Consider the following 13,186-nt stretch of genomic DNA (forward strand, 5'->3'; position numbering starts at 1 on the left):
GCCGCCGCGCCGGCCCGGGCAGGTCAGCTGTTGTCGCCCGTGCTGCGGAGGTGCTCCTTCACCTTGGCGATCGCGAAGCCCCAGCCCTGGTCCACCGTCGGCTTCGGCGGCACGGACATCTCCTCGGGGTTGGTCAGGACGTCCAGCAGGACCGGGCCTTCGGTGCTCAGCGCGCGCCGGACGGCCTCGGCCAGCTCGTCCGGGTCGGTGACCCGGATCCCCGTGATGCCCAGCGCGGTGGCGACGGCTGCGAAGTCCGGGTTGTCCAGCTCGGTGCCGAACTCGGGCAGCCCGGCCTGTTCCTGCTCGAGCTTCACCATGCCCAGGCGCCGGTTGTCGAAGACCACCAGCTTCACCGGGAGCCGGTAGGTGCGGATGGTCATCAGGTCGCCGAGCAGCATGCTGAGGCCGCCGTCGCCGCAGAACGCGACCACCTGGCGGTCGCGGTCCCGCAGCTGGGCGCCGATCGCCTGCGGCATCGCGTTGGCCATCGACCCGAGGTTGTACGAGCCGAGCAGCCGGCGCGATCCGGTCATGTGGACGAACCGCGAGAGCCACACCGTGGCCATCCCGGTGTCGGAGGTGAACACGGCGTCGGGCGCGGCGTGCTCGTCGATCAGCGCGGCCAGCGCCTCGGGGCGGATCTGGTGGTCCTGGTTGTCGAAGACCGAACGGACCTTCCCCACCAGGCTCTTGTCGTGCCCGGGGGCGGCCAGCCGCGCCTGCCCGGCGTGCCAGCGCTCGAAGTGCGCGCGGGTGTCGTCGAGGTGCTTCCGGGACGCCTGCGGCGCCAGCCGCGGCAGCAACGCGGCCACGGTGGGGGCGACGTCGCCGACCAGGCCGAGCTCGACCGGGACGCGGCGGCCGATGTGCTCGGCGACGGCGTCCACCTGGATGACCTTCTTGCCGGTCGGGTACCAGGCCCGGTACGGGAAGTCGGTGCCCAGCAACAGCAACAGGTCGGCGTCGTCCATCGCCTGCGCGGCGGCGGGGTTGCCGATCAGGCCGGTCTGCCCGACCTGGAACCGGTTGTCGTCCTCGAAGCCCTCCTTGGCCTTGAGGGTGAGGACCATCGGGGCACCGAGGCGATCGGCCAGCGCCAGCACGTCGTCACGGCCTTGGCGGGCGCCGCGTCCGACCAGCAGGGTGACCTTCTCCGCCGCGTTGAGCAGCTGCGCGGCGGCGTCCAGCGCCGGGTCGTCGGGGCGGGTGCTGCGCTCGGCGAGGGAGAACCGCGGCTCGCGGTCGGCGTCGACCTTCTTGTCGCCGATGTCGCCGGGCACGGTGAGCACGGCGGGGCCGCCGCGGCTGACGGCCGTGCGGACGGCGATCTCCAGCAGGCCGGGGATCTGCTCGGCGGAGGTCACGGTGGCGCGGAAGACGGCGACGTCCTTGAACAGCAGGTCGTTGTCGACCTCCTGGAACATGTCGGTGCCGACGTCGGCGAGCGGGACCTGCCCGGCGATGGCGAGCACGGGCGCGTGGCTCTTCGCGGCGTCGTAGAGGCCGTTGAGCAGGTGCACCGACCCGGGGCCGACGGTGCCCATGCAGACGCCGATGGTGGCGCCGAGCTGGGCCTGGGCGCCGGCGGCGAACGCGGCCACCTCCTCGTGCCGGCAGCCGACCCACTCGATGCCGTCGGCCCGGCGGATCGCGTCGGTCAGCGGGTTGAGCGCGTCTCCGACGACGCCGAACACGTGGGTGACGTTCAGCTGGACGAGGCTGTCGATGACGACCTGGGCGACGGTGCGGGTCACGGAGCTCTCCTGGGGTGGGTCAGATGGTGAAGTGGTCGGGGTCGGCCGCGGCCCAGTCCTGCGCCCAGTCCCGCGGGGGTCCGGACAGCAGCTGCTCGGGCTCGAGCCAGTCGTAGAGTTCGGCGTAGGACCGCACCCGGTGGGGATCGACGCGCCGGCGCAGCATGTGCGGCCGCAGCTCGGCGGGGAACCGGACGCCCATCGACGCCATGATCTGCTGGGCGCCGGTCACGGTGGAACGCTGGAACCGTTCCACGCGCAGGGATTTGTCGGCGACGTCCAGCGCGCGGGCGCGGCGGGCGTCCTGGGTGGTGACGCCGACCGGGCAGGTGTTCGTGTGGCAACGCTGGGCTTGGATGCAGCCGACCGCGAACATCATCGCCCGCGCCGCGTTCGTGTAGTCGGCGCCCTGCAGGAGCCGCTTGACGATGTCGGCGCCGGTGGCGACCTTGCCGCTGGCGCCGATCTTGATCCGGTCGCGCAGCCCGGTGCCGACGAGTGCGTTGTGGACGGTGATGAGGCCCTCGGTCAGCGGCGTGCCGATGTGGTCGGCGAACTCCAGGGGTGCGGCGCCGGTGCCGCCCTCGGCGCCGTCGACGATGATGAAGTCGGGCGTGACGCCTTCGGCCAGCATGGCCTTGCAGACGGCGAGGAACTGGCGCCGCGAACCGACGCACAGCTTGAACCCGGTCGGCTTGCCGCCCGCCAGCTGCCGCATCTCGGCGATGAACCGGATCAGCTCCCGCGGGGTGGCGAAAACCCGGTGGTAGGGCGGGGAGATGACGGTCTCGCCCTGGGGGACGTCGCGGACCCGCGCGATCTCGGCGTTCACCTTGCCGCCGGGCAGCACGCCGCCGATCCCGGGCTTGGCGCCCTGGGACAGCTTCAGGGACACGCACTTGACGGCGTCGTGAGCGGCCTTGTCGGCGAATTCCGGTTTGTCGAAATCACCGTCGGCCGTCCGGCAGCCGAAGTAGCCGGTGCCGATCTCCCAGACGAGGTCGCCGCCGTGGCGCAGGTGGTACTCCGAGAGGCCGCCTTCGCCGGTGTCGTGGGCGAACCCGCCGAGCGCGGCCCCTTTGTTGAGCGCCAGGATCGCGTTGGCGGACAGCGAACCGAAGCTCATCGCGGACACGTTGAGCAAGGCCATGTCGTACGGCTGGGTGCAGTCCGGACCGCCGATCCGGATCTTCGGCGGGTCGTCCGGCGTCGCGATCGGCGCCATCGAGTGCACCAGCGACTCGTAGCCGTCGGAGTAGACGTCGCGCTCGGTGCCGAACGGCGCTTCGGCGTCGGTGCCCTTCGCGCGCTGGTAGACGATGCTGCGGATGTCGCGGTCGTAGGGGCGGCCGTCGAAGTTGCGCTCGATGAAGTACTGCTGCAGCTCGGGCCGCAGTGCTTCGAGCAGGAAACGCAGGTGCCCGAGGACGGGGTAGTTCCGCAGGACCGAGTGCCTGCGCTGGAGAAGATCCCAGCACCCCAGACCGGCGACGAGGAGCAGCGGCACGGCGAGGAACCACCACCACGCGCCGGCGGACACCGCGAGCGCGGCGACGCCGAGGGAGATCAGCGACAACGCACCTACCGCAGCGAATCTGAGCACGGAACCGAAGCTATCCGGACGGCCGGTCGAGCGCAGGTCGAGCACGCCGATCAGGGCCGTTGCCTACGCCGAGGGGGCATTCGTCCACCTCATCGAGGCGCCGGTGGCTTCAGGTCCGGTACGGCTGCCGGGCTCCGGCGAGACGGCCCCACAGCGCCGCTGCGGCGATCGAGACGGCCAGCAGCGTCACGCTGCCTGCGACGTCGAGGACGTAGTGGTTCCCCGTGGTGAGCACGTCCGCCACCATGAGCAGCGGGAACGACCACGACAGCAGCGCCAGGCGGGGATGCGTGCCCCGGAGCGCGGTCCACGCGGCGTAGGCGCACCACAACGCCCAGCCCACGTGCATGCTGGGCATGGCCGTGTAGTGGCTGGGGCTCGTCCAGCTTTCGCGGCCGGCCTGGCCCAGGATGTCGTACCTGGCCACGATGTCGACGGCCCCCGGCAGCGCGAACCGCGGCGGCGACATCGGCACCGCCCAGTAGACCGGCAGCACGAGGGCCGTCATCGCGACCATCGTCCGGCGGACCTTGCGGTAGACCTCGGCGTGCCGGACGAACACCCACAGCAGGGTGCCGGCGACCACCGCGTAGTACAGCCGGTACAGGTACACCGCGAGGTGCGCGAGGACGGGATGCCCGGCCAGCCAGCCGTTCGCGCTCCGCTCGACGTCGAGGTGCAGCGCGTGTTCCGCGGACTGCAGGGCCAGCGCGTGCGCGTTGGCGGCCGCGAGGTCCCGGCCCACAACGGCGTCGAGACGCGTGAAGAGCAGGAACCAGAGCAGCAGGAAGATCAGCTCGGCGAGCACGCCGGGACGGCCACCGGTACCGCGGAGCAGGGTGCGCGTGAGCCGGCCGGGAGCGTCCGCCGCGTCGGCCATCGGCGGGGGACGTCGGTGGTGGCCGTCCGGCGGCGGGTTCACGCGGTCACCCTAGCCGTCCGCGGCCGCGGGAATCCGTCGGTTCCGACGGGTTCTCCGGGGGGATGATGGCGGTGTGCGCGCGCCTTTCGAAGAGCTGCCGGACGTGGCCCGGGTCGTCCTGGTCGTCAGCGTCGCCGCCTTCGCGGCGGGTGAGCTCGTCCAGGCGTTCCGCACGCGCGGCGGCGCGAAACTCGTCAACGTGCCCGCGGAGCTCGGCTTCCGGGTGTTGTTCCTCGGCGCGGTTCTGCTGTGGCCGATCGGGCGGGCGGTCGTCCCGGCCGCCGGCATCGGCGGCGGTACGGGGCTGGTCACGGTCGGGCTCGTGCTCGGGTGGCTCGGCCTGCTCCTGCGCTGGTGGTCGTTCTACAGCCTGGGAAAGTACTTCACCGTGACGGTGCAGACCAGCGAAGACCAGCCCGTCGTGGACCGGGGTCCCTACCGGGTCCTGCGGCACCCGAGCTACACCGGCCTGCTGCTGATCTTCGCCGGCGGCGGCCTGATCGCGGGCAACTGGGTCAGCGCGGCGGGCCCGGTCGTGGTGCTGCTGATCGCCTTGATCCACCGCATCCGGATCGAGGAACACGCTCTCGGCGAGGCGCTGGGCAGCCGTTACCGGCAGTTCGCCGCCGATCGCGCCCGGCTCGTCCCTTATGTGTGGTGACCTCGCGATCTGCGCGGTGTGCGGGCGCGCCGGAGGTTAGGCTGGCGCCCCGACGAACCGGGGCCGGTCAGCGGCCGTCCGCGAGGAGCAGCCGCCGCCATGTCAGCCGACCGTGCCGAGGCCCGTACCCGTCATCCCCGCCACCAGCGCCGCGGTGAGGCCCGGCTGCCCGCCGCCGTCGCGACGCTCGTGGCCATCGCGCTCTACCTGGCGCTGCCGGAACAGCTGCTGGTCGCGCCCCGGTTCGTGGTGCCCGCGCTGGAGATCGCGCTGCTGGTGCCGCTGATCGCGATCAACCCGCGGCGCGTCACGCGGCAGACCCGGCTCTCCCGGGTGCTGTCGCTGGCGCTGGTCGCGGTCGTCGCGCTCAGCAACCTGGGCGCGCTGGGGTTGCTCATCCACGACCTGGTCGCCGGCGCGGCCGGCGACGGCAAGGCGTTGCTGCTGGGCGCGTTGCAGGTGTGGCTGACGAACGTGATCGCGTTCGGCCTGGCCTACTGGGAGCTGGACCGGGGCGGCCCGGTCAAGCGCACCCAGTCCGGCCGGGCCGACCTGCCGCCGGCCGACTTCCGGTTCTCGCAGGACGAGAACGCCGACACCGTCGAGGAGGTCGCCGAGGGCTCCAGCGTCAAGTCCGACTGGGTGCCGGCGCTGCTGGACTACCTGTACGTGTCGGTGACCAACTCGACGGCGTTCAGCCCCACCGACACGATGCCGCTGTCCTCGCGGGCGAAGGTGCTGATGGCGGTGCAGAGCGTCGCGGCGCTGCTGACGTCGTTGCTGGTCATCGCCCGCGCGGTCAGCGTGCTCAAGTAGGCGCGTTGATGGCCCGTTGAGGATCCGTTGTGCCCGGCGTGAGGTGGATCGGTGATCGTGGAGGGCCGCCTGACACCTTGGAGTCACCATGCCGCGTCCTTACGCCAGCGGAGTCGTCGCCGCGCCCGTCGACCAGGTCTGGGCCCGGGTCCGCGCCTTCGGCGATCTGCCCGACTTCCTGGGGGCGATCGGGCACTGCGAGATCGTCGAGGGCGCCGAGGGGCAGGTCGGGGCCGTCCGGCGGCTGACCCTCGCGGCCGGCGGTGAGCCCTTCGACGAACGGCTGCTCGTCCTGGACGACCCCGCTCGCACCCTCACCTACGCGTTCACCGGGGCGAACCCGTTCGGCGTGCGCCGCTACGTCTCGACGATCCGGGTCAGCCCGGTCACCGACACCGGCGAGTCCTTCGTCGAATGGTGGGCGGAGTACGACGCCGACGCGGGCCAGGAGGCGGAGCTCGACCGCACCTTCGCCCAGGACGTCTACGGCGGCGGCATCGCCGGCCTGCGGCAGCTGCTCACCTAGCTCACGGGTACAGGGCCCGGACCCGGGCGGGCTCGGGGGTGCGGCGGTACGCCGACGCCAGCCAGCCGTCGAACTCGTGGGCGGCCCGCTCGACGTTGGTGCCCCACGAGCCGAGGAGCAGTGGGGGCCGCTCGGGGCCGAGCAGATTCCGCAGCAGCGGCAGGTTCTCGCGGAAGGTCCGGAAGCGCGGTGTAGTCCCGGTCGAGGTGGGCGTAGTCGAGGTCGGTCGAGCCGGGGCTGACGCCGAGGGTCAGCCGGTCGCCGCAGACGGACCTCAGTGACCGGATCCGGTGGGCCAGCTCGGCGGGGTGGTGCAGCGGGACCTGCACGGTGGCCGTGCCCAGTTCCACGCCTTCGGTGGCCGTGGCGGCGACGGCGAGAGTGACGAACGGGTCCGGGACGAAGAAGCCGCGCCCGATGACCTGCGGTGTCCACAGGCTCTCGAAACCGTTACCCACCAAGCGTTTCGCCCACTCGGCGACCGCGATCGGCGGCCCCGGCGTCAGGTGCGCGAGCGTCGCGCCCACGCGCACGTCAGCGCGCCCGGTCCGCGGCGAACCGCGCGTACCAGCGCAGCGCGTCCGGATCGTCGACCGACGCGAGGTTCGCCGCCTTCGCCAAGTCCTTGCCGCTCAACAGTTTCTTGATCGGGACCTCCAGCCGCTTGCCGCTCAGGGTGTGCGGCACGGCGGGCGCCTCGATGATCTCGTCCGGGACGTGCCGGGCGGTCAGCCGCGTCCGGAGCGTGGTGACGATCTTCCCCTTCAGCGCGTCGTCGAGCTCGTGGCCGGACGCCGGCACGACGAACAGGCCCAGCCAGTACCCGTCATCGGGCAGGTCGACCCCGATCACCAGGGTCTCGGTGATCTCCGGCAGCGCCTCGAGCACGTCGTAGAAGTCGCTGCTGCCGAGGCGGACGCCCTGGCGGTTGAGCGTCGAGTCCGACCGGCCGTGGATGGACACGCTGCCGTCGGCGTGCAGCGTCACCCAGTCGCCGTGGCGCCAGACGCCGGGCCAGGTGTCGAAGTAGGACTCCGTGTAGCGGACGTCGCCGGGGTCGTTCCACAGGGACACCGGCATCGACGGCATCGGCTGGGTGAGCACCAGGTCGCCGACCGCGTCGACGACCGGCTCGCCGTCGTCGTCCCAGGCCGCGCAGTCGACGCCGGCGAGCCGGCCGCCGATGCGGCCCACGCGGACCGGGTCGTACTCGCTGGCGCCGACGAACGAGCCGGAGATGTCGGTGCCCCCGCTGGTCGAATCGATCCGCACGTCCGGACTGACGTGCTCCATGACCCAGTGGTAGCCCGACGAAGGCAGCGCCGAACCGCTGACCATCACGTGCCGCAGCCGGCTCAGGTCGTGGTCCCGCCGGGGTGAGACGCCGGTGTTCGCCGTCGCCGTGATCACCGCGGCGCCGAGCAGCACGACGTCCGCCCGGGTCCGGGCCGCGACCTCCCAGACCGCGCCCGCCGGGTGGTTGGGGCTGCCTTCGTACAGCGTGATGGCCGCGCCCTGGGTGAGCGCGCCGAGCTGCATGTTCCACAGCGCCCAGCCGGTCGAGGTGCAGGTGAACATCCGCTCGCCGCCGTGCAGCCCGCAGTACAGCCCGGACCACTTCAGCGCCTCCAGGGTGATGCCGCCGTGGCCGTGCACCAGGCCCTTGGGCAGCCCCGTGGTGCCGGAGGTGAACAGCACCCACAGCGGGTGGGAGAACCCGACCTGCTCGAACTCCGGCGGCGCGTCCTGGGCCAGGATCTCGTCCCACGGCGTCGAACCGGCCGGGTGCGGCCGGTCGAAGACGTACGGGACGTGGACGACGTGCCGCAGCGCCGGCAGCTCCTCGCGCAGCCGCGCGACGACGTCGCCGCGGTCGATCTCCTTGCCGTTCCAGTGGTAGCCGTCCGCCGCGATGAGCACGGCGGGCTCGAGCTGCGCGAGGCGCCCGATGACGCCGTCGGCGCCGAAGTCGGGGGAGCAGCACGCCCACACCGCGCCGACCGCGGCGGTCGCGAGGCAGGCGATCACCGCGTGCTCGGTGTTGGGCAGGTAGGCGCCGACGCGGTCGCCGGGGCGCACACCGGCCCGGCGCAGCCAGCCGGCCGCGGCCGCCACCGACCGGCGCAGGGCACCGAAGGTGATCTCGCGTGCGGGCCCGCCGCCCTCCCGGACGCAGACCAGCGCGGTGCCGTCGTCGGCCCCGGCGCGCAGCGCGTGCTGCGCCCAGTTCAGCCGCGCCCCGGTGAACCAGCGGGTGTGCGGCATGGGATCCGCGGTGCGCACGCGCGTCCACGAGGTGGAGAAGGCGACCTCGTAGTAGTCGACGATCGAGCGCCAGAACCGGTCCAGGTCCTCGACCGACCACGCCCACAACGCGTCGTGGCCGGGAAACGGCCGCCCCTCGCGCTTCTCCAGCCAGTCCAGGTACGCGCGCAGCGGGGAGTTCGCGATGCGGTCCGCCGTGGGGCTCCAGAGCACGTCCATACGGGAAACATAGAGACCGTCCGCCGTACTCCGCGGTGCCGTTGACGGGGATTTGAGAATCGCGTGTGATCGAGTTGAGCCGGCCGGCGCACGCTCTCCCTTCGACGACGACGTCACGAGGAGGCCGGACGCATGAAGCTCGCTCTGTACCTGCCCAACTTCCGCGACGAGGTGACGCTCAAGGAGCTCGAAGACCTCACGGCGCTGGCCGAGGACCTCGACTTCGACTCCGTCTGGACGCTCGACCGGATCGTCGTCCCGGAGGCGTCCGACCGCGCGGAGCTGCAGTACCCGTTCGGCATGATGACCGACCTGCCCAACGCGTTGCCGGTCGTCTCGCGCGGCAAGTGGTTCCAGGGCATGACGCTGATCCCGTGGCTCGCGGCGAAGACCACGAAGGTCCGGATCGGCATGAGCATCATCGACACGCCGTACCGCTCGCCCGGCGTGCTCGCGGCCGAGCTCGCCACCCAGGACCACCTGTCGGGCGGCCGGCTCAACGTCGGCATCGGCTCCGGCTGGATGCCCGAGGAGTTCGCCGCCGCCAGCGTCCCGCAGCTGTTTCCGCGCCGGCACGCCCACGTGCGCGAGACGATCGAGATCATGCAGGGCATCTGGGCCAACGACTTGTTCGAGTACCACGGCGAGTTCGCCGACTTTCCGCTGTCGGGCTTCGGGCACAAGCCGATCCAGCAGCCGCCGCCGATCTTCTTCTCCGGCCTCAAGGACCCGAAACGCTCGGCCAAGCGCATCGCGAAGTACGGCCTGCAGGGCTGGATCGGCATCCAGGACACCCCGGCGGACATCAAGCGCTGGAAGGGCGAGATGGAGCGCGAGCTGGGTGAGCTCGGCCGCGGCTTCCCCGGCGGGTTCGAGATGTGCAGCATGATCTGGTTCGTCATCACCGACGAGCCGATGGACCGGACCCCGGCGGGCAAGGGCACGAACCTGCTGGCCGGCAGCGCACAGCAGATCGAGGACATCCTCAAGCGCTACAAGGAAGCCGGGCTGACGATGCCGCTGCTGTGGCCGCCGTTCCGCGACGTGCCGACGTCGAAGACGCTCGACGACCTCAAGCGGCTGACCGAGGAGATCATGCCCAAGGTCGACGCGGCCTAACGCGGCAGCCGCACCTCGACCGTCGTCCCCTCACCGGCGACGCTGGCCACGGCGAGGCGGCCGCCCATCGCCTCGGTGAGCCCCTTCGCGAGCGGCAGCCCGAGGCCGACGCCCTGGTCGGTGTCGACGCCGAGCCGGTCGAACGGGGTGAACAGCCGCTCCAGGTGTTCCGGTGCGATGCCCCGGCCGCGGTCGGCGACGGTCACGACGACGGCGTCGGCCTCGGTGCGGGTCGTGATCGTGACCGTGCCGCCGGTCCGGTTGTAGCGGACGGCGTTGCCCGCGAGGTTGAGCAGGACCTGCTTGAGCCGGCGCTCGTCGCAGCGCACCGTGGCCGGGCCGCTCTCGTCGCGGAGGTGGACGCCCTCGGCGCCGGCGAGCGGTTCCAGCAGGCTCAGCACCTCGGCGACGACCGCCGTGACGTCGATGTCCACCGGGTGCAGCGGCAACGCGCGGGCCTCGATCCGGGCGACGTCGAGGACGTCGTCGACCATGGCCAGGATGTGCCCGGCGGCGCCGTTGATGTGCTCCAGTGCCGCGCGCCGGCGTTCCGGCGGCAGGTCGAGCGAGCCCAGCAGCTCGGTGAAGCCGGTGACGGCCTGCAGCGGTGTGCGCAGCTCGTGGCCGAGGGCGGCGACGAAGTCGGTCTTGGCCCGGCTGGCCTGCTCCGCGGCCCGGCGCGCCACCTCGGCCTCGCGCCGGCCGCGGCGTTCCCGCTCGGCCGCGCGGCGCTGGGTGACGTCGAGGACGTTCGCGATCAGCCGGACGGGCCGGCCGTCGGGCCCGGCGACCGGCGACACCGAGACGACGAGGTCCAGCGTGCGCCCGTCGGGGTGGCGCAGGGTCGCCTCGTACGGGGCGGCCGGTTCACCCGCCGGGGTGAGCAGCTCGTCGAGGCGGGCGCCGAGCAGTTCGAACTCCGTGCGCCCGAGCAGGTCCCGCAGTGCTTCGTTGGTCCGGGTGACGGCACCGTCGGGCCCGGTGATGGCCATGCCGGTCACGTTGTCGTCGAACGCCCGGCGGAACCGCTCCTCGCTGTCGGCCAGCGCGCCGAAGAGCGTGTCGTGGTCGATGGCCACCGACGCCAGGTGGGTGAGCCGGTCGACGAGGTCGCGTTCGCGGGGCGCGGGCTGGTGGGTCCGCTCGTGGTAGACGGCGAAGGTGCCGACGACGCCGGCCCGGCCGCGGATCGGCGTCGACCAGCAGGACCGCAGCCGGTGGGCGCCCGCGAGATCGCGGAACCGCACCCAGCGCGGGTCGGTCGTGACGTCCTCGGCGATCACCGGCACGCCCAGGTAGGCCGCCGCGCCGCAGGACCCGGCGTCGCGGCCGATGGGGAGGCCGTCGATGCCCTCCGAGTACGCCGCGGGCAGCGACGGCGCCGCGCCGTGGTGCAGCGTCGCCGACTCGAGGTCGAGCAGCAGGATCGAGCAGTGGCAGCCGGGCATCAGCCGTTCGAGGGTGGTCGCGACCTCGGTGAGCACCTCGGCCAGCGGCGCGCCGCCCGCGATGCGCTCCAGTACCCCGGACTGCGCCCGCAGCAACGCTTCGGTGTCGCCGACGGTGTCGCGGACGGCCGTCACGGCTCGAGCCGGTAGCCGACGCCGCGGACGGTCCGCACGAGCCGCGGCCCGAGCTTCTGGCGCAGGCGGTGGACGTGCTCGGTGACGGTCGCTTCGCTCTGCCACTCGGCGGCGCTGGCCCAGACGCGTTCGAGCAGCTGGGCGCGGGTGAACACCTGCCGCGGGTGCCCGGCGAGGAAGGCGAGCAGGTCGAACTCCTTGGCCGTCATGGTGATCTCGCGGCCGTCGGAGAAGACTTCGCGTGCGGCGTGGTCGATCCGCAGCCCGGTCGCGGTCACCGGCGGCGCGGGCGCGACCCGCCGCAGCACCGAGCGCACGCGGGCGGCCAGCTCACCGGGGGAGAAGGGCTTGACGAGGTAGTCGTCCGCGCCGAGGTCGAGCCCGACGATCCGGTCGGTCTCGCCGCTGCGGCCCGACAGGACGATCACCGGCAGCGCGGTACCGCCGGCGGCGCGCTCGCCGTCGCGCAGCCGCCGCAGCACGTCCAGGCCGCCGACGCCGGGCAGCGCGAGGTCGAGGATGACGAGGTCCAGGTGCTCGCGTTCGATGGTCTCGAGGGCCCGCCGGCCGTCAGGGGCCTCGGCCACCCGGAACCCCTCGGCCTCCAGCTGCCACGTCACGACCGTCCGCACCCGCGGGTCGTCGTCGACGACCAGGACCCGCCGCCCGGGGGCCCCGCGTCTGCCGGGCAGCGTCGCACGGGCGTCCATCGCGGGCTCCTTCGCCGACGGCCGGCCGCCACGGCGCGGCGCGGCCGTCGTCCATGGTGCCTCACCTGCGGCGCGGTGGCCAGGTCCGGCGGATGCGGCGGGGTTCGGTCAGAGGCCGATGGTGTCCGCGAGGCCCGCGACGTGATCGCGGAGGAACGCTTCCTTGTCGCTCACCGTGTCCGCCGCGTACTGGCCGAAGGCGTCGAACAGGATGGCGCCGGTGACCGCCGACCACAGGCCGTAGACCCGGGCGACGTTGCTCGCCGGCATGTCGAGGCCGTGCTGCTGGCGCAGGCGTTCCATGTCCGCGCGGACCGGCTGGCTGAGCGTCGCGTCCACCTTGCGCAGCTTGCCCGTTCGCCACGCGTCCTCGGCCAGCCGGCCGAGCGCGGCGACGACCCGCGTGCCCGGCCCCACCGTCTGCTCGCCGGGTACCTGGTAGCCGAGCACCGGCGTGCCGTAGAGCAGGGCGAACCGGGACGGTTCGCGCACCGCCCAGGCCCGCGCGGCGAGCACCGCCGCCTCGAGCCGTTTCCGGTGCGACCGGCGTGACGCCGCCTCGATGGCGGCGTCGACCTCGTCGGCCAGTTCGTCGTAGGCGTCGATGATCAGCAGCGTGATGAGCGCTTCGCGGTCGCGGACGTAGCGGTAGAGCCCGGAGGGCACGACGCCGACGTCCCGGGCCACCCCCCGCAGCGAAAGATCGGCCGGGAGCAACGTCTTCAGGTGCTCCCGGCCGACGCGCACGACGTCGCGCATCATCTGTTCACGCGCCGACTGCCGCGGGGTCACCATGGGCCGACCTTAGTGTCCACGCCGGACGAGCCGCCCACCTGTCGCGGCCGCAACGCGAGCATCGTCCACATCGCCGTGAAGACGAGGTAGCCGAAGGTCCGCCGGCCTTCCACCATGAGGCGGTCGTCGGTCGTCGCCGCCATCAGGAACAGCCCGTGGACGAACACCGCGAAGGTGGTCACGGCGTTGAAGGCCATCAAGCTCCGGAGA

General features: G+C 72.5%; 13 protein-coding genes. 4 read left to right on the forward strand and 9 right to left on the reverse strand.

Translation table 11 applies throughout. The features are described 5' to 3' along the window. Positions 1 to 23: 23 nt before the first annotated feature. The 3 genes from OHS58_RS01815 to OHS58_RS01825 form a co-directional block, all read right to left on the reverse strand. On the reverse strand, positions 24 to 1,757 hold the full coding sequence (locus tag OHS58_RS01815) for a thiamine pyrophosphate-dependent enzyme (protein WP_328646917.1): 1,734 nt from the start codon (positions 1,755 to 1,757) through the stop codon (positions 24 to 26). A 19-nt stretch (positions 1,758 to 1,776) separates the two neighbouring features. After that, the gene (locus OHS58_RS01820) at positions 1,777 to 3,360 is read right to left on the reverse strand and encodes an FMN-binding glutamate synthase family protein (protein ID WP_328646918.1); all 1,584 of its coding nucleotides are present in this window, start codon (positions 3,358 to 3,360) and stop codon (positions 1,777 to 1,779) included. Between the two features lie 109 nt (positions 3,361 to 3,469). After that, a complete protein-coding gene (locus OHS58_RS01825) occupies positions 3,470 to 4,282 on the reverse strand; it encodes a phosphatase PAP2 family protein (protein ID WP_328646919.1) in 813 nt (270 codons plus the stop codon). A 73-nt stretch (positions 4,283 to 4,355) separates the two neighbouring features. Between OHS58_RS01825 and OHS58_RS01830 the strand changes: the two genes are divergently transcribed. The 3 genes from OHS58_RS01830 to OHS58_RS01840 all read left to right on the forward strand — a co-directional run bounded on the left by OHS58_RS01830 (position 4,356) and on the right by OHS58_RS01840 (position 6,285). Continuing rightward, positions 4,356 to 4,943: a methyltransferase family protein gene (locus tag OHS58_RS01830; RefSeq protein ID WP_328646920.1), complete on the forward strand. Its 588-nt coding sequence runs from the start codon at positions 4,356 to 4,358 to the stop codon at positions 4,941 to 4,943. 99 nt (positions 4,944 to 5,042) lie between these two features. Continuing rightward, positions 5,043 to 5,759, forward strand: coding sequence for a hypothetical protein (locus OHS58_RS01835; protein WP_326943177.1), 717 nt, complete (start codon positions 5,043 to 5,045; stop codon positions 5,757 to 5,759). A gap of 88 nt (positions 5,760 to 5,847) precedes the next feature. Further along, the gene (locus OHS58_RS01840; RefSeq protein ID WP_328646921.1) at positions 5,848 to 6,285 is read left to right on the forward strand and encodes an SRPBCC family protein; all 438 of its coding nucleotides are present in this window, start codon (positions 5,848 to 5,850) and stop codon (positions 6,283 to 6,285) included. On the opposite strand, the gene OHS58_RS01845 is transcribed toward OHS58_RS01840, so the two are convergent. Together OHS58_RS01845 and OHS58_RS01850 are read right to left on the reverse strand one after the other, a co-directional pair. Further along, positions 6,282 to 6,812 carry an LLM class flavin-dependent oxidoreductase gene (locus tag OHS58_RS01845; RefSeq protein ID WP_328646922.1) on the reverse strand — a complete coding sequence of 177 codons (531 nt, stop codon included), beginning with the start codon at positions 6,810 to 6,812 and terminating at the stop codon, positions 6,282 to 6,284. The genes OHS58_RS01840 and OHS58_RS01845 overlap by 4 nt on opposite strands. Positions 6,813 to 6,819: 7 nt before the next feature. Continuing rightward, the gene (locus OHS58_RS01850; protein ID WP_328646923.1) at positions 6,820 to 8,769 is read right to left on the reverse strand and encodes an acetoacetate--CoA ligase; all 1,950 of its coding nucleotides are present in this window, start codon (positions 8,767 to 8,769) and stop codon (positions 6,820 to 6,822) included. Between the two features lie 132 nt (positions 8,770 to 8,901). On the opposite strand from OHS58_RS01850, the gene OHS58_RS01855 reads away from it, so the two are divergent. Then, positions 8,902 to 9,888, forward strand: a complete 987-nt coding sequence (locus tag OHS58_RS01855) for an LLM class flavin-dependent oxidoreductase (protein ID WP_328646924.1) — start codon at positions 8,902 to 8,904, stop codon at positions 9,886 to 9,888. Here OHS58_RS01855 and OHS58_RS01860 read toward each other — a convergent pair. The 4 genes from OHS58_RS01860 to OHS58_RS01875 form a co-directional block, all read right to left on the reverse strand. Next, a complete protein-coding gene (locus OHS58_RS01860) occupies positions 9,885 to 11,471 on the reverse strand; it encodes a sensor histidine kinase (protein WP_328646925.1) in 1,587 nt (528 codons plus the stop codon). The two genes, OHS58_RS01855 and OHS58_RS01860, sit on opposite strands and share 4 nt — an antisense overlap. Further along, positions 11,468 to 12,181 (reverse strand): response regulator transcription factor, encoded by a 714-nt coding sequence (locus tag OHS58_RS01865; RefSeq protein WP_328646926.1) that lies wholly within the window; start codon positions 12,179 to 12,181, stop codon positions 11,468 to 11,470. The genes OHS58_RS01860 and OHS58_RS01865 overlap by 4 nt, the downstream gene beginning before the upstream one ends. Before the next feature lie 108 nt (positions 12,182 to 12,289). Further along, the gene (locus OHS58_RS01870) at positions 12,290 to 12,976 is read right to left on the reverse strand and encodes a TetR/AcrR family transcriptional regulator (RefSeq protein ID WP_328646927.1); all 687 of its coding nucleotides are present in this window, start codon (positions 12,974 to 12,976) and stop codon (positions 12,290 to 12,292) included. Beyond that, positions 12,970 to 13,158 (reverse strand): hypothetical protein, encoded by a 189-nt coding sequence (locus OHS58_RS01875; protein ID WP_328646928.1) that lies wholly within the window; start codon positions 13,156 to 13,158, stop codon positions 12,970 to 12,972. Before OHS58_RS01875 ends, OHS58_RS01870 begins: the two co-directional genes overlap by 7 nt. Between the last annotated feature and the right edge of the window lie 28 nt (positions 13,159 to 13,186).

It is taken from the genome of Amycolatopsis sp. NBC_00348, from assembly GCF_036114655.1.
Classification (GTDB): domain Bacteria; phylum Actinomycetota; class Actinomycetes; order Mycobacteriales; family Pseudonocardiaceae; genus Amycolatopsis.

Coding starts and splice junctions, on each gene's coding strand:
- OHS58_RS01835 (WP_326943177.1), top strand. CDS start 5,043: ATGTCAGCCGACCGTGCCGAGGCCCGTACCCGTCATCCCCGCCACCAG.
- OHS58_RS01840 (WP_328646921.1), top strand. CDS start 5,848: ATGCCGCGTCCTTACGCCAGCGGAGTCGTCGCCGCGCCCGTCGACCAG.
- OHS58_RS01850 (WP_328646923.1), bottom strand. CDS start 8,769: ATGGACGTGCTCTGGAGCCCCACGGCGGACCGCATCGCGAACTCCCCG.
- OHS58_RS01855 (WP_328646924.1), top strand. CDS start 8,902: ATGAAGCTCGCTCTGTACCTGCCCAACTTCCGCGACGAGGTGACGCTC.
- OHS58_RS01865 (WP_328646926.1), bottom strand. CDS start 12,181: ATGGACGCCCGTGCGACGCTGCCCGGCAGACGCGGGGCCCCCGGGCGG.
- OHS58_RS01870 (WP_328646927.1), bottom strand. CDS start 12,976: ATGGTGACCCCGCGGCAGTCGGCGCGTGAACAGATGATGCGCGACGTC.